20 protein-coding genes are annotated in these 18,017 nt (G+C 64.5%); 9 read left to right on the top strand and 11 right to left on the bottom strand.

The genetic code is table 11. From position 1 onward, the window contains the following. Nucleotides 1-85: 85 nt before the first annotated feature. Nucleotides 86-565, top strand: coding sequence for a Dps family protein (locus ACIPV6_RS06045; protein ID WP_400270002.1), 480 nt, complete (start codon nt 86-88; stop codon nt 563-565). Nucleotides 566-598: 33 nt separating this feature from the next. Next, nucleotides 599-1,555 carry a DNA topoisomerase IB gene (locus ACIPV6_RS06050; RefSeq protein WP_400270003.1) on the top strand — a complete coding sequence of 319 codons (957 nt, stop codon included), beginning with the start codon at nt 599-601 and terminating at the stop codon, nt 1,553-1,555. A 108-nt stretch (nt 1,556-1,663) separates the two neighbouring features. Here ACIPV6_RS06050 and ACIPV6_RS06055 read toward each other — a convergent pair whose 3' ends face one another. From ACIPV6_RS06055 to ACIPV6_RS06080, 6 genes are all read right to left on the bottom strand, one after another. Then, on the bottom strand, nt 1,664-1,939 hold the full coding sequence (locus ACIPV6_RS06055) for an HPr family phosphocarrier protein (RefSeq protein WP_397324854.1): 276 nt from the start codon (nt 1,937-1,939) through the stop codon (nt 1,664-1,666). A 29-nt stretch (nt 1,940-1,968) separates the two neighbouring features. Beyond that, a complete protein-coding gene (locus tag ACIPV6_RS06060; protein WP_400270004.1) occupies nt 1,969-4,041 on the bottom strand; it encodes a fructose-specific PTS transporter subunit EIIC in 2,073 nt (690 codons plus the stop codon). 2 nt (nt 4,042-4,043) lie between these two features. Beyond that, complete coding sequence (locus ACIPV6_RS06065; protein ID WP_400270005.1) at nt 4,044-5,030, bottom strand: 1-phosphofructokinase family hexose kinase; 987 nt, start codon at nt 5,028-5,030, stop codon at nt 4,044-4,046. Further along, on the bottom strand, nt 5,027-5,821 hold the full coding sequence (locus ACIPV6_RS06070) for a DeoR/GlpR family DNA-binding transcription regulator (RefSeq protein ID WP_400270006.1): 795 nt from the start codon (nt 5,819-5,821) through the stop codon (nt 5,027-5,029). The genes ACIPV6_RS06065 and ACIPV6_RS06070 overlap by 4 nt, the downstream gene beginning before the upstream one ends. Nucleotides 5,822-6,450: 629 nt before the next feature. Further along, nucleotides 6,451-6,660, bottom strand: a complete 210-nt coding sequence (locus ACIPV6_RS06075) for a hypothetical protein (protein WP_400270007.1) — start codon at nt 6,658-6,660, stop codon at nt 6,451-6,453. Nucleotides 6,661-6,714: 54 nt separating this feature from the next. Continuing rightward, on the bottom strand, nt 6,715-7,146 hold the full coding sequence (locus tag ACIPV6_RS06080; RefSeq protein WP_400270008.1) for a hypothetical protein: 432 nt from the start codon (nt 7,144-7,146) through the stop codon (nt 6,715-6,717). Between the two features lie 159 nt (nt 7,147-7,305). On the opposite strand from ACIPV6_RS06080, the gene ACIPV6_RS06085 reads away from it, so the two are divergent. The 3 genes from ACIPV6_RS06085 (at nt 7,306) to ACIPV6_RS06095 (ending at nt 9,949) form a co-directional block, all read left to right on the top strand. Next, nucleotides 7,306-8,079, top strand: a complete 774-nt coding sequence (locus ACIPV6_RS06085) for a GAF and ANTAR domain-containing protein (protein WP_400270009.1) — start codon at nt 7,306-7,308, stop codon at nt 8,077-8,079. Nucleotides 8,080-8,322: 243 nt separating this feature from the next. Beyond that, nucleotides 8,323-8,781, top strand: a complete 459-nt coding sequence (locus ACIPV6_RS06090) for a hypothetical protein (protein ID WP_400270010.1) — start codon at nt 8,323-8,325, stop codon at nt 8,779-8,781. A 40-nt stretch (nt 8,782-8,821) separates the two neighbouring features. Then, on the top strand, nt 8,822-9,949 hold the full coding sequence (locus ACIPV6_RS06095) for a glutamate--cysteine ligase (RefSeq protein WP_400270011.1): 1,128 nt from the start codon (nt 8,822-8,824) through the stop codon (nt 9,947-9,949). A gap of 80 nt (nt 9,950-10,029) precedes the next feature. Here ACIPV6_RS06095 and ACIPV6_RS06100 read toward each other — a convergent pair whose 3' ends face one another. Beyond that, entirely contained in the window at nt 10,030-10,431 is a 402-nt protein-coding gene (locus ACIPV6_RS06100; protein WP_400270012.1) for a VOC family protein, read from the bottom strand. A gap of 48 nt (nt 10,432-10,479) precedes the next feature. After that, the gene (locus ACIPV6_RS06105; RefSeq protein ID WP_400270013.1) at nt 10,480-10,902 is read right to left on the bottom strand and encodes a helix-turn-helix transcriptional regulator; all 423 of its coding nucleotides are present in this window, start codon (nt 10,900-10,902) and stop codon (nt 10,480-10,482) included. Nucleotides 10,903-10,928: 26 nt separating this feature from the next. Here ACIPV6_RS06105 and ACIPV6_RS06110 point away from each other — a divergent pair, with 26 nt between their 5' ends. From ACIPV6_RS06110 to ACIPV6_RS06125, 4 genes are all read left to right on the top strand, one after another. Beyond that, entirely contained in the window at nt 10,929-11,567 is a 639-nt protein-coding gene (locus ACIPV6_RS06110) for an alpha/beta hydrolase (protein WP_400270014.1), read from the top strand. A gap of 248 nt (nt 11,568-11,815) precedes the next feature. Beyond that, nucleotides 11,816-12,832 (top strand): LacI family DNA-binding transcriptional regulator, encoded by a 1,017-nt coding sequence (locus tag ACIPV6_RS06115; RefSeq protein WP_400270015.1) that lies wholly within the window; start codon nt 11,816-11,818, stop codon nt 12,830-12,832. Between the two features lie 8 nt (nt 12,833-12,840). Further along, a complete protein-coding gene (locus ACIPV6_RS06120) occupies nt 12,841-13,572 on the top strand; it encodes an HAD family hydrolase (RefSeq protein WP_400270016.1) in 732 nt (243 codons plus the stop codon). A 29-nt stretch (nt 13,573-13,601) separates the two neighbouring features. Further along, entirely contained in the window at nt 13,602-15,962 is a 2,361-nt protein-coding gene (locus ACIPV6_RS06125; protein ID WP_400270017.1) for a glycoside hydrolase family 65 protein, read from the top strand. A 3-nt stretch (nt 15,963-15,965) separates the two neighbouring features. Here ACIPV6_RS06125 and ACIPV6_RS06130 read toward each other — a convergent pair whose 3' ends face one another. The 3 genes from ACIPV6_RS06130 to ACIPV6_RS06140 form a co-directional block, all read right to left on the bottom strand. Further along, nucleotides 15,966-16,157: a YegP family protein gene (locus ACIPV6_RS06130; RefSeq protein ID WP_400270018.1), complete on the bottom strand. Its 192-nt coding sequence runs from the start codon at nt 16,155-16,157 to the stop codon at nt 15,966-15,968. Between the two features lie 192 nt (nt 16,158-16,349). Continuing rightward, nucleotides 16,350-17,090, bottom strand: a complete 741-nt coding sequence (locus ACIPV6_RS06135; protein WP_400270019.1) for an ANTAR domain-containing protein — start codon at nt 17,088-17,090, stop codon at nt 16,350-16,352. A 39-nt stretch (nt 17,091-17,129) separates the two neighbouring features. Next, nucleotides 17,130-17,945 carry a TspO/MBR family protein gene (locus tag ACIPV6_RS06140; protein WP_400270020.1) on the bottom strand — a complete coding sequence of 272 codons (816 nt, stop codon included), beginning with the start codon at nt 17,943-17,945 and terminating at the stop codon, nt 17,130-17,132. Nucleotides 17,946-18,017: the final 72 nt, after the last annotated feature.

Raw genomic sequence — 18,017 nt, forward strand, 5'->3', positions numbered from 1 at the left:
TACTACTAAGCAACCTTATGAAAGAGTTGTTGATGCAGCCACATAGATTGGGTGAACGTCCAGGCAACGTCCACGAGAGGAAATTATGAAAGCGTCACAGCAGCTCGCAGACAATCTTCAGATCGTCCTGACCGACCTGATCGAGCTTCAGCTCCAAGGCAAGCAGGCCCACTGGAACATTGTGGGTCAGAACTTCAGGGACCTGCATCTCCAATTGGACGAACTGGTCATTGCAACACGGCAGTTCGCCGACGACGCCGCCGAACGCATGCGTGCCCTCCACGCCCTTCCGGACGGCCGCAGCAGCACGATTGCCAAGGGCACCCGACTTGAAGAGTTCCCCGGCGGACTGGTGAATACCAAGAACGCCGTCAAGCTGGTGACGGACCGCGTGGAACGCGCCGTCCAGACCATGCGGGATGTCCACGATGAGGTTGATGAGGAAGATCCGACGACGGCGGACCTCCTGCATGAGTTCATCGCCCGCCTTGAGCAGCTGGCGTGGATGATCAACGCGGAGACCATGGGTTCCGGTACGGCCGTGACCGATCCCGACGAAGCATAACCGGCCAGGGAAAACGACGGCAGGGCGGCCGGAATGGCCAGGCTACGGCGAAGCGACCTGTCCAAGCCCGGCATCGTCCGGCGCCGCTCGGGCAAGGGCTTCAGCTACCGGCACCCCGACGGGACACTGCTGAACGCAGAGGATCGCCAGCGCATCAAAGCGCTGGCGATCCCGCCTGCGTGGACCGATGTGTGGATCAGTCCATACGAGAATGCCCACATCCAGGCCACCGGTGTTGATGCGGCCGGTCGAAGCCAGTACATGTACCACCCGCGCTGGCGTGAACGTAAAGACACTGAGAAGTTCCAACGCGCAGCGGAGCTCGGCAGTGCTTTTCCGTCGATCCGCCGGGCCGTCACTATGGACCTCAAGGACGCTTCCTCGCAGAAGCAGCAGACCCTTGCGGCAGCCGTCCGTCTCATGGACCTCGGTGCGTTGCGGGTCGGCTCCGAGAGCTACATGCGCCAGAACGGTTCATATGGGTTGACCACCCTCAGGTGCAGGCACGCACGCATCAAAGACGACGCCGTAGCCCTGAAATTTCCCGGCAAGAGCGGGCAGTGGTGGGATACGTCCATCAATGACCCCGTCCTGGCGGCGTTTCTGGAACCTTTGGCGCGCAGGCCCGGCAAGGAACGGCTGCTTTCGTACAAGGACGACGGCGGCTGGGTCCCCTTGGATGGGCACATGGTCAACGAGTACCTCCGAAGCATCGCCGGGGAAGCGTACACTTCCAAGGATTTCCGAACCTGGAAGGGCACTGCAGCGGCAGCCCTGTGCCTCCTGAAGAATGACGGGACCATGACCCGTCCCCAAGCCTTGGTGAAAGCCATGAAGGAAGCGGCGGAGATGCTGGGCAACACTCCTGCCGTAGCCCGCACGTCCTACGTGGACCCGCGGATCGTGGAGGCCTACCTCGATGGGGAACTTGAGAAGGTCAAGCCCACGGAGCCCTCGATTGCCGAATTCCTGATCGGGAAGCAGGGCTGAGCTGCGGGCAGTCCAAGTGGCGGGGCAAGCAAACAGACATAGAAAGAGCCTGGTGACACCCCCATAAAGGTGTCACCAGGCTCTTTCAGTGCAGTCGGTCAGGAACGATCAGGCGTCGTGGTCCGTTTCGAGGATCTTCACGAGGCTCTCCAGGGCGGCGTCCGCACCTTCGCCCTCGGCCCGCAGCACCACGACGTCTCCGTGTGAAGCGCCGAGGCTCATGAGGGACAGGATGCTGGCGGCGTCCATGGCGTCGTCGGCCGGTTCGCCTTCGCGGGCGATGGTGACCTCAAGGTCCAGGTCCCCTGCGGCTTCGGCGAAGATGGCTGCCGGACGGGCGTGGAGGCCGACACGGCTGGCGATGGTGGCTGTACGTTCAGGCATTGATGCTCCTTTGTGGGGTTGTGGAGAGTCTAGACGGTTGCGGGTACGGGTTCGGATTCAACGGCCTCCGGCTTGCGGACGGCCCAGCGCTTGAGGGCGATGACCAGGAGTGCCGTGATGACCACGCCAACAGCGATCGACAGGAAGAACAACAGGAAGTTGTCGATTGCGAAGAAGACGAACAGGCCACCGTGCGGTGCCTTGGACGTGACTGCGAAGGCCATGGAGAGCGCACCGGTCACTGCGCCGCCCACCATGCTGGCGGGGATGACGCGGAGCGGATCGGCAGCGGCGAACGGGATGGCACCTTCGGAGATGAAGGATGCGCCCAGAAGCCAGGCAGCCTTGCCGTTCTCGCGCTCAGCGAGGGAGAACAGCTTCTTGTCCAGTACGGTTGCCAGGGCCATGGCCAGCGGCGGAACCATGCCTGCGGCCATGACGGCGGCCATGATCTGCCACGGTGCCTGGTTGGTAATGGAGGCGGTACCGAGGCCGGCGACTGCGAAGGAGTAGGCAACCTTGTTGACCGGACCACCCAGGTCGAAGCACATCATGAGCCCAAGGATGATGCCGAGGATGATGGCACCTGCACCGGTGAGGCTGGACAGGCCGGTGTTGAGGGCGTTGGTCAGGGCGACGATCGGGGCACCGAGGATCAGGAACATCAGTCCCGAGGCCACGAGGGAGGCCAGCAGCGGAATGATCACCACCGGCATCAGGCCGCGGAGCCAGCGGGCCACGTTGAGCTTGCCCAACTGGTAGGCGATGTAGCCGGCCAGGAGACCACCGACGATGCCGCCCAGGAAGCCTGCGCCCATGAACCCGGAGACAGCACCGGCCACGAAGCCCGGGGCGATGCCCGGCCGGTCGGCTATGGCGTAGGCGATGTAACCAGCCAGAGCCGGAACCAGGAAGCCCAGGGACAGGGCGCCGATCTTGAACAGGACCGCGCCAAGATAGGCGCCCAGGGGACCCCAGGCGTTGTCCGGGAACTCGGTGGGCAGGTTGAAGATGCTGTTCTCAACCACGATCTTGTCCGCGAAGCCCGTGATCAGGTAGCCGCCCATGAGGAAGCCCAGCGCAATCAGCAGGCCGCCACCGGCAACGAACGGAATCATGTATGACACGCCCGTGAGGAGGGCGCGCTTCAGCTTCTGGCCGATGTGCTCGCTCTTCTCCTCGGCTTCACGCTCAGCCTGCTCCTCCGCGCCGAAGTGGGCCACACGGTGTGCGTGGGGATCGTCGGCGGCAGCGAGTGCTTCCTGGACCATCTTGGCGGGCTCGTCGATGCCGCGCTTGACCGGAGCATTGATGACCGGCTTGCCGGCGAAGCGCTCCTTGCCGCGAACGTCGACGTCGACGGCGAAAATCACCGCATCTGCCGCAGCGATCACAGCCGGGTCCAGCGGCTTGGCGCCCGAGGAACCCTGCGTCTCAACCTGCAGGTCCACCCCCAGCTCAGCAGCAGCGGCAACCAGCGAGTCCGCTGCCATGTACGTGTGCGCAATGCCGGTGGGGCAGGCCGTAACGGCCACGAGGCGCTTGGGTGCCGCTGCCGGCGTCGGGCTTGCTGCCGGTGCGGCCGGAGTGGAGGCTGCAGAAGCGGCCGGTGCGGCTGCAGCAGCAGGTTCCGCGGCGTGCGCTGCGGGCTTGTCCGCCAGCGCGCCGTCCACCAGCTCAACGATCTCCTGCTCCGACGAAGCCGCACGGAGGGCCGCCGTGAAGTCCTTCTTGATGAGCGAGCGGGCAAGCTTGGAGAGGAGCTTCAGGTGCTCCTGGTCGGCTCCGTCCGGGGCTGCGATGAAGAAAATGAGGTCCGCGGGCCCGTCCTTGGCGCCGAAGTCCACTTTGTGGGACAGCCGGGCCATGGCCAGCGCGGGTTCCGTGACGGCGGCCGAACGGCAGTGCGGGATGGCAATGCCGCCGGGGACGCCGGTAGCAGTCTTCTGCTCGCGGGCGAAGGCGTCCGTGAAGAGCCCTTCAACCTCGGAAGCACGGCCAGCGTCGGCTACTTTGCCGGCCAGGACACGGATGACGTCGGCGGGGGCATCGCCCAGGTTCTGGTCGAGGGTGACCAATTGGGGTGTGATCAGCTGGGTCACTGTTAGTCCTTCTGGAGGGCCGTGATGGTTACGGCGTCTGGGGTTGTCTGGTGGACTGCCGGGACAGTGGAGCCCGGCAGCGATGCAGCAGCGGCGCCATGGGCCACGGCTTGACGGAGGCAGTCCGGGGCGGAACCACCTTTGCTTGCAGCCAGCAGGTAGCCGGCCAAGGACGAATCACCGGCACCGACAGTGCTGACGGCTTGGATCGGCGGATGCGTGGCAAGCCACGCTCCGTCTGCCGTCACCAGGACTGCGCCCTTGGATCCGAGTGTTGCGAGAACAGCACCCACACCGCTTTCGACGACGGCGGCAGCAGCTTGCGCGGCTTTGGCCGGGTCTGCTTCCAGTTCCTCAGCGGTGGAGACTTGGGTGAAACCGGCTGCGGCGGCGAGCTCTGCAAGCTCCTCGGCGTTGGGTTTCAGGAGGTCCGGCTTTCCGGCGGGGTCACCTTCCAGGGCCGCCGCGAGCGGAGCGCCGGAGGAGTCGATGGCGATCTCCGGAGCGGCGAGCCCATCGGAGCGGGAGCGGAGCCGACGGGCGATGATGGCGTAGAAGTCGGCGGGAACCCCTGGTGGGAGGGAGCCGGCAAGGACTACCCAGCTGGCGCCACGGGAGCGCTCCAGCAGAAGCCCGATCAGGGCCTCTTGCTGTTCGGCGCTCAACTCCGGGCCGGGTTCATTGATCTTGGTGGTGACGCCATCCGGTTCGGTGAGCGTCACGTTGCTGCGCAGCGCCTGGCCGATCGGCAGCGCCGCAAACGGCACACCGCCGTCGCGCAGTCCTGCAAGGACCGGGTCCGATTCGGCGCCCGGGAGGACGGCGATCGTTTCGAGGCCGGAGGCCACTAGTGCCCGGGAAACGTTGACGCCCTTGCCGCCGGATTCCTGGTGGACGTGGGTTGCACGCTGCACTTCGCCGCGGGCCAGCGGTCCGGGCAGCTCCACCGTGCGGTCAAGGCTGGGGTTGGCGGTCAGCGTGACGATCATGCGACCACCACGTCTACGCCGGCATCGGCCAGGGCTGCCGCGAGTTCCGCGGAGGGCTCCCTGTCTGTGATCAAAGTATCCACATCCTTCAGAGTGGCGAACTGGACCAGGGTCTCGGCGTCCAGTTTGGAGGAATCGGCCAGGGCCACCACGCGGCGGGCCGACTTGACGAACGCGGCCTTGACCGCGGCTTCCTCGGGATCGGGGGTGCTGAGCCCGAAGGTGGCGTGGATGCCATTGGCCCCGACGAACGCGATGTCCGGACGGAGCTTGACGGCGGCGTCCACGGTGGACTGTCCCACTGCCGCCTGCGTGAGTCCGCGGACGCGGCCACCAAGGATCTGGAGGGCGACGCCGGGAGTGGCGGACAGCTTGCCGGCTATGGGAATGGCGTGGGTGATCACCACGAGCTCGTCTGTTGACCCGTTGGATGCAGGCGAGCGCTGGGCCAGTAGATCCGCGAGGGTTTCGGTGGTGGAGCCGGCATCGAGCAGGACGCTGCCGGTGGTGGGCTCGGGAATCATGGCGAGGGCGGCGGCGGCGATGCGGAGTTTCTCTGCCTGGCGCTGAATGGCGCGCTCCAGGATGCTTTCTTCGCGGGTGCTGAGCCGGTCCGAGGGAACCGCGCCGCCGTGGACGCGGCGCAGGTTGCCGGAAACTTCGAGCGCTGCGAGGTCCCGGCGGATGGTTTCGGTGGTGATGCTGAATCGGTCTGCCAGCTCCGTGACACTGACACGTCCGCGCTCTGTGACGAGTGCGGAGATCAACTGCTGGCGCTCTTCAGCGAACACTTACCCTCCGTTGCGTCATGCGTGAGTCGTTGTCTTCATTGCCTTCCACTCACGGTGACTGCTGTCACACGTAATGTGGAATTGCTTGACTCTATCTGTGTTTGTGTTGGTAAGTCAATAGAAAACAACATAAACGCAGATTGGCTGGTGAGGGTGGTGAAACGGGTCCGTAATTCGGGAAGGGGCCGAAGCCCGGGGCTGTAACAGCGGTATGTGACCCCTGGGCAGTAGCGGCGGGGTTGTGACCCTTGCCTTGGCATGGCAGAGGGCATGACGCACTCCCTGTAGTGCGTCATGCCCTCGTTCGGATCCCGACTGGGGGATTTGCCAGGATCCGGTCTTAGGGGACCTGCCGTCGATGCGGCGCTGGTCCGGGGGTGCGCAAACCTATGGTTCGCGCGGTGTGGGTCCGTCCGGCGGGGTGGTTCCCGGTGCGGGTTCCCGCTCGGGAGTGGGCTCGGGAACCGGCGGTGGCCCCGGCTCCGGTAACGGCACCGGCTCCGGCGTGGGCGCAGGTGCGCGCGGCGGATCCGTTCGGTCAGCCGGGCTGGACTGGTCCGTCGGGCTGGACTGGCCCGCTGGCCCGGACTTGGCTTCCGGTCCGGGAGCCCAAGCGGAGGTTGGGTCTGTCACGACTTCCCGCTCCGTCCGTGGCTCCGCTGCTGGGGGCGCAGGGTGCGCGGCGTGGAGGAGGGATACTTGCTGGAATCCCAGCCGGAGCCCAGGTAGTCGATGGGGAGGTTGTCCGGGTCCGGGGGATCGGGAAGCTTGTGCTTGCGCCCGGCCTGGGGCCCCGCATTGGTGGCCAGTGACTCTTTCCTGCGCTTCTCTGCGTGCATGCGTTCTCTTCCTTTATGTCCGGACCAGGCCGGATTGAACCGAAATGGTGCGGGTCAGTCCGGAATCTCCATCCGGAAGCCGCACGTGCATCCGAGGACGCGGGTGTTGATGTAGACCTCGTAGAGCCTCAACGGTGCCCCGGGCCTGAGCGCCAGGGGTGCCTGGATGCGGCGAAGCTCGCAGCTGCGCGTTTTCATGGGGTTGCCGCAATGCAGGTACTGGCCGCCGAATTGGAGGACGCCCTGGGAGCCGCTTGGCCGGTTCAGGATGGCGGCCACCCGCTGCACGCTGGCGAGTTGCTCGTAGGTGTATCTGCACTCCACGCACTGATAGCTGACGTCCACCCTGTTGGGCGCAGGCGGATAATGCGACTGGATGGAATCCACCAACAGATGCTGGTCAGTGTTGCAGCGCGGACACCAGAGCGGCTCGTCGGGTGGTTGGTGTGCTTCGTCGGGAACCCTCGAAGCAGGCTGGGCCGGCATGGCATTCACCTCTGTGTGAATCTGGGGCGCCCGTCTGCATGAGCTGTGAAGCGGGATCCGTCGACGTGGACCGTAGCTAGATTGTGCACATAGGTGCACCTCGGATGCAAGGAATTTTGGGGATCCGCTCGTGGTGGAAGAGGTGTAGATAATAGGGGCATGGACCCAATTCATCCGGACACGGCCATGCCCGTGGAGGCGCCCGCTACCGAGGGCGTTCCCGTGGCCGAGCAGCTCCAGGACCTGGTGATCGACAGTGAGGATGTGGGCGGATTCCTTGGCGAACTCGCCGTGTTCTCTGCAGATTCGGTGTCCGCCACCGTTGGGTTGAGCGTGCTCTGCGGCATCACCTTGAGCCGCCGTCGCAAGGCCTTGACCGTAGCAGGCAACAGCCATGAGGCGCGGTTGATTGACGAGGTCCAGCGGACGTTCGGCGATGGTCCCTGCCTGGAAGCCATGCGCACCCACACCACGGTGCTGGTGGAGGATACCGCCACCGAGGAGAGGTGGCCCGACTATTGCAGCGTGATCGCCGATCGCGGGCATTTGTCCGTGCTGTGCGTGCCCCTGGAACTGGACGAAGGAGCCACCGCCGCACTCAACTTCTTTGCCCCGCAGGCCCATATTTTCGATCAGGCCACCATCCGCAATTGCGAGCTGTACGCAAGCCAGGCAGAGCGGTCGCTGCGCTTGGCCGTGCGGATCGGTACCAAGCAGCAGCATGCGGACGATCTGCGCGACGCCATGGCCTCGCGCACGGCGATCGACCTCGCGTGCGGGATCATCATGGGCCAGAACCGTTGCAGCCAGGCGGAGGCTTTCGGGATCCTCAAGAAGGCTTCCAACGGCCGGAACCAGAAGCTGCGCGATGTGGCCGAAGCCATGATCAAGGCCGTCGCCGGCACCGCTGCAGTGATGCATTTTGAACCCTAGCCACAAGCTGTTAAATCAACTGTCCCTTGTGACGCGCGGCACTGTTGAACTAAATTCATTAGTGGGTTAAGCCGCTAGCCCCTGGATCCTCACCGTACGGAGCAAGGCTGACCAGCCATCTCCCGCCGTGCAGGTTTCCCATAGGAGCAACCGCTTCTCCCGGCCGCTGTTCAGTGTGTCCCGCAAGGGACAGTTGTCGGAAACCACCGTCATGGTGGTGCTTGCAATAAAAGGAGAATGGCAATGACGCTTGGTTCCCCGATTCCTGCCCCGAAACGTTTGCCTGGGGCAACTCCCGCCACTGAAGACACCGGCTCGCGCCCCTGGTGCACAGTGTGCGATACCGATTCGTACATTTTTGTTGAAACAGTGGTTGAGGCCACGCCGAACCAGTCAGAGATTGTCGAAGTCAGCTACACCTGCAGTGAATGCGATACCTTCTACGCCCATGCCGTCCCGTTGGCCGAACTGGTCCCGGAGATCCAGACGGAATTCCTCTCTACGTCCGCGGCTGGCCTGTGGTTCAGCTGCACCCATTGCGGCGAGCCCATGACCCTGGGCCGCCCCACCGAACGGTTCATCGAAGCACCCCGGACCACCGACCATCCGGACAGTCCCAGCCTTCTGGAGGTGTATCTGCAAACACAGGTGCTGCACTGCCGGTGCGGCTTCCAAATGGAGGTTCCGCGCCACGTGGGATGACGGGCGTCTCTGAAAAAATGACCCGTGGGGAGGGGTGGCTATGCGAACGTTCGGCGTAGAGGAAGAGCTGCTCATTGCCGATCCGATCGATGGGATGCCGCTGCCACTGGCTGCCGGCATCCTGGATCTTGCCCCGCAGCAGGGCGAAGGGGACGGGCCTTCACTGAAGTCCGAGTTCAAGCAGGAGCAGGTGGAGGTGAACTCCCGCCCCTGCACCACCGCTCTTGAGTTGCGGCAGGAAATCCAGCTGGGAAGGGCACTCGCGGACAAGGCCGCCCGGACGTTGGGCGCGAGGGTGGCCGCACTGGCAACACCGCCGGTGTTCCATGCGACGCCAACCCTGGGCAACCAGCGCTACGCCACCATGGGCCATGAGTTCGGCCTGATTGCCCGGGAACAGCTCACGTGCGGCTTCCACGTCCATGTCTCCATCGGGTCGCCGGAGGAAGGTGTGGCAATCCTGGACCGCATGCGCCACTGGCTTCCGGTGTTGCTGGCTTTGAGCGCAAATTCGCCCTATTGGATGGGCACGGACACGGGCTTCGCCAGCTACCGCACCCAGATCTGGAACCGCTGGCCCACCGCCGGGCCCATGGACGTGTTCGGTTCCGAAGCCGGATACCGGGCGGTGCTCACAGACCTCCTCGGCACCAGGGTCCCCCTTGATGAAGGCATGATCTACTTCGACGCGCGCCTTTCCCGCGGCCAGCCAACAGTGGAACTGCGCATCGCCGACGTCTGCCTCTACGCCGAGGACGCCCTGACCATCGCGGTCGTCGCGCGGGCCTTGGTGGAGACCTCGGCGAGGCAATGGCGGGAGGGCGCGCCGCCGTCGGACGTTTTGACCAGCGTGCTGCGCATGTCCAACTGGCGTGCCAGCCGCTACGGCGTCAACGAGCAGCTGATCCACCCGGATCAGCTGGGCCCCTGCCCGGCTGCGGATGCCGTGGGCGCGCTGCTGCGCCACGTGCGCCCTGCGCTCGCGGAGATGGGAGACCTCGCAGTGGCCCGGGCGGGCGTGGCGGCGATTCTCCGGCGCGGCACGGGTGAACGACTCCAGCGCCACGCCTACAGCCGCCGCTTGCGGCTGGCGGATGTGGTCTCCGCCGCCATCGCCTCGACGCACCAGGACGGGGAACGGACCGACGCCGGCCTCATGCTCCGGTAAGCGCCTTGGAAGTACGACGACGGTTGGCCGGCCTTGGCAACCCAAGCCAGCCAACCGTCGTCGTACTTCATGCGGGGGCGTCAGCCCTGGTTGATGCGGATCATGTTGCCGGAGGGGTCGCGGAAAGCGCAGTCGCGCGGGCCCCACGGCTGGTCGATCGGTTCCTGGAGGACCTCGGCGCCTGATGCGCGGAGCTTCTCGAACGTGCCGTCCAGGTCGTCCGTGCTGAAGACGAGCATGGGCATGACGCCCTTGGTGAGGAGCTCCTGGATCGCATCGCCATCGGCCTGGGAGCGGCCGGCGTGCGGCGGGGAGAGCACCAACTCGAGGTCCGGCTGGGCACCGCTGCCGAGGGTGACCCAGCGCTGGCCATCCGAGCCGACGTCGTTCCGGACCTCCAAGCCAAGTGCGTCCCGGTAGAAGGGGAGCGACTCATCAACATCGTTGACAGTGACATGTGCGTATTTGAGTGAGATGTTCATGACCCACACGCTATTGCAGCCGTGGAACCGGCGCTTCTTCGATCCTGCTCAGCTTGTGGGGGCCGTGGTGGCTTTGCGTCGTTCGGGGCGGGTGTGCTGCTTGGCGATGCAGTTGGGCATGGCTTTTACTGCCTCGTGTTCCCGCGTGCGGTACTCGCTGGGCGTGATGCCAACGATCTCCGTGAACCGTGAGCTGAAGGAACCCAGTGAGGTACATCCGACTTCCATGCAGGCATCGGTGACACTGGTGCCGGCCCGGAGCAAGGCCATGGCCCGTTCGATCCTGCGGGTCATGAGGTAGTTGTAGGGTGATTCGCCGTAGGCGGCCTTGAACTGGCGGGAAAAATGGGCGGGGGACATAAGGGCCCCGGCTGCCATGGTGGGCACATCCAGCGGGCGCGCGTACTCCCGGTCGATGAAGTCGCGTGCGCGCCGCAGATGGGCCAGATTGGCCAGTTCCTGCGGTGTCATGCGGCAAGTCTACTAGGCTCAGGCTCATGGATTCAGTGGTTTGGTCGAAGCCCGAAAGTGAGCGCGCGGGCACTCCTTTGTTGGTGATGCTGCACGGTTATGGGACCAGCGAGGAACGCATGGTTTCGCTGTTTCCGCACTTGCCACAGGAGTTCACGTGCGTGGCCCTGCGCGGGCCGAAGGTGATCGGCGACCACTTTGGCTGGTTCCTGCTGGACTACTTCCTGACCAATGATTTTTCCGACGTGATCGCTTCCACCAACAAGGTCTTCGAATGGATCGCTTCGGTGCGGCAGAACCACAGCAGCGTGAGCCTCCTGGGCTATTCCCAGGGCATGGCCATGGCCAGCACGCTCCTGCGCCTCAAACCGGAGCAGTTCGCGGCAACCGTGGGTCTCTCCGGGTTTGTCCTGGATAACGACCTCCTGGCCTTGTCCGAGTCCTTTGACACTCCGCCACCGTTTTTCTGGGGCAGGGATAAGGCCGATCCGGTGATCAACGAGGACGCCATCGCCCACACCAAGGAGTGGCTCAACGCAAATACTGCCCTCACGGCCCGGACCTACCCCGGGATGGGGCACAGGATCGAGCCGCCGGAGCTGGTGGACGTGAGTGCCTTCCTCCGTTTCTACGTCCTCGGCCCCGCGTCAACCCAGCCCAACTAGGGGCAGTACTTGTCCTACTGAGGCTTCAATGGAGCGTTATCTGTCCCCAGTTGGGTGAGGGTGGGGATTAGACGGCATGCGGGCACCCCAACGCAACACCGGCGGTGAGGGCCACGTCACATTTCCGGATCCAGCCCCAGTCTGTTGAATGACAAAATTGTAAGCGCTTACACTTTTGGCTGCGGCGCTCCCCAAACGCCGCCACCATAGGGTGAACTCGAGCATGGAAAGGGTTGAGGCCGTGTTGCATGGTTAGGACGCGCCGGGCGACGATCCAGGACGTTGCCCTCCTCTCCGGATTGTCCATTTGCACCGTCTCCAGGGCACTCCGGAACCTCCCCAACGTTTCAGAAAAGGCCCAGCGGCAAGTATCCGAGGCTGCCAGCAAACTGGGCTACAAGGCCTCGGCAGCGGCATCACGCCTGGCCGGCGGCCGCACCGGCTCGGTGGCGATCATCGCCCCGACCGCCACCACCTGGTTCTTCGCCCAAGCCGTGGAAGCGGCCGAAGAGGTGTTCGGCGACAGCGGCTATGACACCGTGCTCATCAGCCTGCGCAACAAGAAAAGCGTGAAGCAGCAGGTCTTCGGCAGCCTGGAGCAATTGGCCCAGAGGGTGGATGGGCTGCTGCTGCTCAATGTTGACCTGGAACCCGGCGAAGTGGAAGACTTGGACGCTTCCGGTTTGGCAGTGGCCAGCGTGAGCATGCTCAATGTTCCGTGGGACAATGTTGGTATCGATGACGAACATGCGGCGTGGCGGGCTACCTCCCACCTGCTGGAGTTGGGGCATTGGGACTTGGCTGTCCTTGCGGGCAATGAACCCGTTGTGAAGGACATTCCCCGCTTCCAAGGTTTCAGCCGTGCACTTGATGAACACCACCTCACCGTCCACCCGGACCAGGTGGTGGGCTGCGAGCCCAGCATCGACGACGGCCGCCGGGCGATGACCGAACTCATGGCCCGGGGTGGGAAGCCTACTGCGGTATTCGCCCATTGTGACGAGGCGGCGTTCGGTGCGCTCATGGCGTTGCGCGAACACGGCCTGTCGGCGCCAAAGAACATGTCCGTGATCGGCATCGATGACCATCCCATGAGCTGGTTCCTTGGTTTGAGTACCGTGGCCCAGCCCGTAGCGGACCAGGGTGCCTTCGCGGCGAACCTGCTCTGCGAACGACTCGTGAATACCGAAACCCCCAGCCCACCCTCCAACCACCTGCTCGATACCAAGCTCATCGAACGCAAGACCACGCGTCACAAGCGCTGAACGGAACAATGCACATGACTGACCTTCGTACTGCCTGGACGGGCGCCTCTGCGCTCCTTTTCGACCTCGACGGCGTGCTGACGCCTACTGCCGTGGTGCACGAGCAAGCGTGGCAGGAACTGTTCGACGGCTACCTCGCGGAACAAAACCACCCCGAGGGCTACCAGGAGAGCGACTACTTCGACCACATCGATGGCAAGCCGCGCTTCGATGGCGTGCGGGACTTCCTGGCCTCCCGCGGCATCACCCTGCCCGAGGGGCCGACGGACGATGCCCCCACCAACGAGACCGTGCAGGGCCTGGGGAACCGGAAAAACGCCATCTTCAACGAGATCGTGGACACGCGCGGCGTGGAACCGTATCCGGGCTCGGTGAAGTTCATCAACAAGGCCTTGGAGCAAGGACTCCACGTTGCCGTTGTTTCCTCGTCCCGCAACGCTCCCGCGGTCCTGAAGGCCGCCGGATTGGACCACCACTTCGAGGTGGTGGTGGACGGGCAGGTGGCTGCCGCCGTCGGGCTCCCCGGAAAGCCGGACCCCGCGACGTTTACCTACGCGGCCTCGCTGCTGGGCGTCCCCACGGAGGAATGCATTGTGGTTGAGGACGCCGTGTCCGGTGTCCAGGCCGGAAGCGCGGGAAACTTCCAGGCCGTGATCGGCGTGGACCGCGGCGCCGGCCGCCAAACCCTTCTCGACGCCGGCGCGACGCTGGTGGTCGAAGACCTCAACGACCTTCTCTGACCCGACTTTTCAAAGGACTTCATCAGCCCATGGCACTCATCAGCTCTGACCGGCTGCGCTTCCCCTGCGAGCCTTGGAAACTTGTGGAAAACATCCACGTCCCCGGTGACGAGGGAACCCTGGAAACCCTCTTCGCACTGGGCAACGGCCACCTTGGCATCCGCGGCGCGCACTCCACCCGCGGAGACGGCGAACTCCCGGGCACCTTCATTAACGGTTTCCATGAGATCTGGGACATCAAGCACGCCGAAAATGCCTACGGATTCGCCCGTACCGGCCAGCGGATCGTGTATGTCCCGGACGCCAACAACTTCTCTGTCTCCATTGACGGCGAGGCCCTGAGCCTTTCCGAATCGACGGTGCTGGACTACCACCGGAGCATCGACTTTGCCACCGGCGTCTACGAGGAAACCACCACGTGGGCGTGCCGCTCCGGGGCCACGGTCACCACGGTGGAGCGCCGCGCAGTGGGCTTCGATTCCCGCGGCTGCCTTGGCCTGGAACTGTCCGTGAGCGCGGACCGTGACGTGTCGGCGGACATCAGCTCCGCCGTCGTCAACCGCCAGGACCAGCCTGTGGAGGACCACTCGGTCCACGATCCCCGGCGTTCAGGCCGCCACGCCGGACGGGTGCTCCTGCCGTTGCACTTGCAGGGCGCCGATGGTTCGCTCCGCCTGGCCTGGGAGACTTCGGAATCGCGCCAGCGCGTGGCCGTGGCCGTGGACCACTGGATTTCGTACGAGGGGCAGCCGTTCGAGACTGCCGTGGCCGAAGACGAATCGTCCGTCCGCTACGTCCTGGCCATCAACGCCGGCGAGCCCTTCCGCCTGGAAAAGGCAGTCAGCTACGTGGTGGCCGGATCGGCGGGCGACGCCGAGGACCGCGGCGAGATCCTGGTTGCCGAAGCCGAAGCCAACCTGGTTCCGTTCAACGAGATCCTGGCCCAGAGCCTTGCCCACTACAACACGTACTGGACCACGGCAGACGTTTCGATCGGCGGGCAGCCGGAGCTGCAGCAAGCGGTTCGCTGGGCCATGTTCCAGTTGGCACAGGCGACCGCCCGGGCCGGTGTTGCGGGTATTCCGGCCAAGGGCGTCAGCGGCTCCGGCTACGAGGGCCACTACTTCTGGGACCAGGAGGTCTACCTCCTGCCGTACCTGACGTACACCAACCCGGACGGTGCAAGGAAGGTCCTGGAATCCCGCCACGCCATGCTGCCGGACGCCCGCGTGCGGGCCAAGGAACTGAGCGTGGACGGTGCCCTGTTCCCGTGGCGGACCATCAACGGGCTCGAAGCCAGTGCCTACTACGCTGCCGGAACCGCGCAGTTCCACATCGCCGCAGCCATCGCCTTCGCAGCCACCCGGTACCGTTGGGCCAGCGCCGATGCGGGATTCGAATCCGAGGTGGGCGCGGACCTGCTGATCGAGACCGCGCGGATGTGGGCCTCCCTGGGCTTCTTTGGCAAGGACGGCATGTTCCACATCCACGGCGTCACGGGCCCGGATGAGTACACGGCCGTGGTCAACGACAACCTGTACACCAACGTCATGGCGCGCTTTAACCTGCGGGCCGCGGCGGCACTGGAGAACGAAGGCATCGCCGATACCGAGCGCATGGTCTGGCGGCAGGCGGCCGAACGCATGTCCCTGCCCTACGATCCCCACCTTGAGGTCTTCAGCCAGGACAACGACTTCATGACCCTGGAGCCGTGGGACTGGAACACTCCCCAGTCCAAGTACCCGTTGCTGCTGAACTTCCACCCGCTGGTGATCTACCGGCACCAGGTCCTCAAGCAGGCCGATACCGTGCTGGCGATGTTCCTCCAATGGCAGGATTTCTCCGCGGAAGAGAAGCAGCGCGCCTTCGACTTCTACGATCCCATCACCACCGGCGACTCAACCCTGTCCGCCTGCGTGCAGGGCATCATGGCGGCCGAGATCGGCTACGGCGAACTCGCGCTGAAGCACTTTACGGAGGCCTTGTTCATCGACCTGGACAACTCGCACGGCAACACGATCGACGGCGTCCACATCGCCTCCACCGGCGGGATCTGGAGTTCCCTGGTGTGCGGCTTCGCGGGCATGCGGGACCAAGGAGACGTGCTGCGCTTCGATCCGCGGCTGCCTTCCGAATGGGAAGACCTGGCGTTCCGGCTGAAGGTCCAGGGGCGGTTGCTGTCCGTGGAGCTCTCCCAGGGATCCATGGCGCTTGGCCTGGTGGAAGCGGCCGGCCACAGTAGTGAGCCGCTCCGCGTGCAGGTCCGGGACCACGGCGTCACGGTCGGTCTGGGCACGGTAACGGTGCCGCTTGAGGCGGTACCGGTGCCTCCGACGTCGGTCTTCCCGAGTTCGTTCCCGACGGCGGGACTCCCGATCGTAGGCGCTTAACCGCTAGCTGGCGCTGGCTGTGTGGTCCTCGACCAGGCCGCTTGCTGCGATTTCACGCAGGGAGTAGATGCCTTTCGCGGCAGTTTCCTTGTCCTGGAAGCACATGGACAGCGCCAGCTCGGTGCCGTCGGCGTCCACCAGCCGTACACGGCAATCGCCGCCGGCGGCATCGATGAGTTCAAAGTGCCCGGCCATGACGATGCACTTTCTGTTTGGCCCAAGCGTGTGGATTGGGGCCCATGCGGACCTCCCCGAAGTAGAGCGAAGGAAGCCGGCTGCGTGACTGTAAAAGCAGCTTACAGAATGTGAGTTATGTCATGTCAATCATTACGTGCCGAATTCCTCAAGCGAGTCTAGACTACGCAGCTTGCTGATCAATCTCGCTGGTCAGTCCTCGAAATGTGCCGGTGCCGTCTGCGGCTGCCCGGCCATCCGGTCCACTATCTCCTGGGCAATATCCCGCAGCTTGCGGTTCCGGTCGCTGGACGCCCGGCGGAGGATGTCGAAGGCTTCGTCGTGCGAGCACCGGTTTTGCGCCATGATCATGCCGCACGCGAGGTCGATCACGGTCCGGCTTTCCATGGCGGCCTTGAGGTCATCGCCCCGCTGGTCAGCAGCCGCGATCCGTACTGCCAGCCGCAGTGCCTTGCTGGACATCGCAACAAACCGGACAGCATCATCCACGGTCTTCTTGGTGAACAGCCCGGGCTCGGCGGCGAAGAAGTTCAGGACGGCCGCCGATTCGTCGCCCAGGTCCATGGGCACGCCCAGTGCACTGCTGATGCCCGCGGCCAGCAAAGCCTCCGAATAGTCCGGCCAGCGCGGATCAGTCGCGGCGTCCTCCAGGACCTTGGGGACGCCACTGTCCAGGGCGTCAACGCAAGGGCCCTCTCCAAGGCTTTGTTCGATCCGGTCCAGGACGACGGCCCGCTCACTGCTCCCGCCGATGGTTGCCGTGCGTTTCCGGCGCCGCAACGTCACTGCGCACTCGATGTGCACACCGGTGGCCTGGCTCATCATGTCGGCGGAGAAGCCAGTGAGCCCGCCCAGGAACTCCTTGATGTCTTCGGTGCCGGCGATAAGGTCCACCAACTGTTCGAAGTCCTCGGCCTTATCTTCAGCAGTCATGGCTTCAAATCTAGAGCGATGTTCCACTGCCTACAAGCGCTATCCGTTGCGCCCACCGCGCACCCGCACCGGCGCCGCCGTCGTGCGCGTCCTGACGATCACCGCGGCTCCCAATACCGCAACCGCCGCCACGGCCGCGGCGATGGCTGTGGGCGTGGACTGGGGTGCGTCGGCACTCCGGCCCACCGTGATCCACGCAAGCCCCCAAGCGATGGCGGCTGCCAGCGCAAGGCGGCCATGGCCCTTGATTGCAAGGGCGATACCGACGACGGCGACTACCGCCAGGACCGCTACGGACCACACATCCGGGCGCAGTCCGAACCCTGAGAAACCTGCTGCCTTCAACGCCGCGGCAATGTTGGCGCATACGGCCACGCTGGTCCATCCGAGGTAGAGGCCCAGCATGCCATCCACCACCACGGCCTCCACCCAAGACGAGGCCCGGGTGCGGCTGTAGCGGAGGAAGGCTGTTACCAGCACCGCGAGCAGGGCAACGATGACAAAGACGCTCACCGGGAGCCAGCCCGCCTGCACCGACAGGATCCACGCCGCGTTCAGGAGCATGGACCCTGCCACCACCCAGCCGAGGGCGCGCTGCCGGGGGTTGCTTCGCTGCGATGGCAGCCATTGCCACACCGTGAAGGCCACCAGTCCCGTGTACACCACCGACCAAATGGAGAACGCCGGCGTTGCCGGGGCAAGGAGGGTGGAGTCCGCGCTGAGCGCTCCACCCGCAGCCTGTGCAATTGGCGTGCCGCCGAACACGCCTACCCCGATCATGGAGCCGACAATGCAGACCACCAGGCTCACGGTCACCAAAATTTGGCGTACAAAATCCGAGTTTTTCGTTTTCACGTGCAGAGCCTCTTTCCTTGAGGGACCTCTCCGGACTTACTATCAGATGCTAGGTAATCGAGCTTCATGTTT

It is taken from the genome of Paenarthrobacter sp. NPDC089988 (assembly GCF_044748465.1).
Classification (GTDB): Bacteria; Actinomycetota; Actinomycetes; order Actinomycetales; family Micrococcaceae; genus Arthrobacter.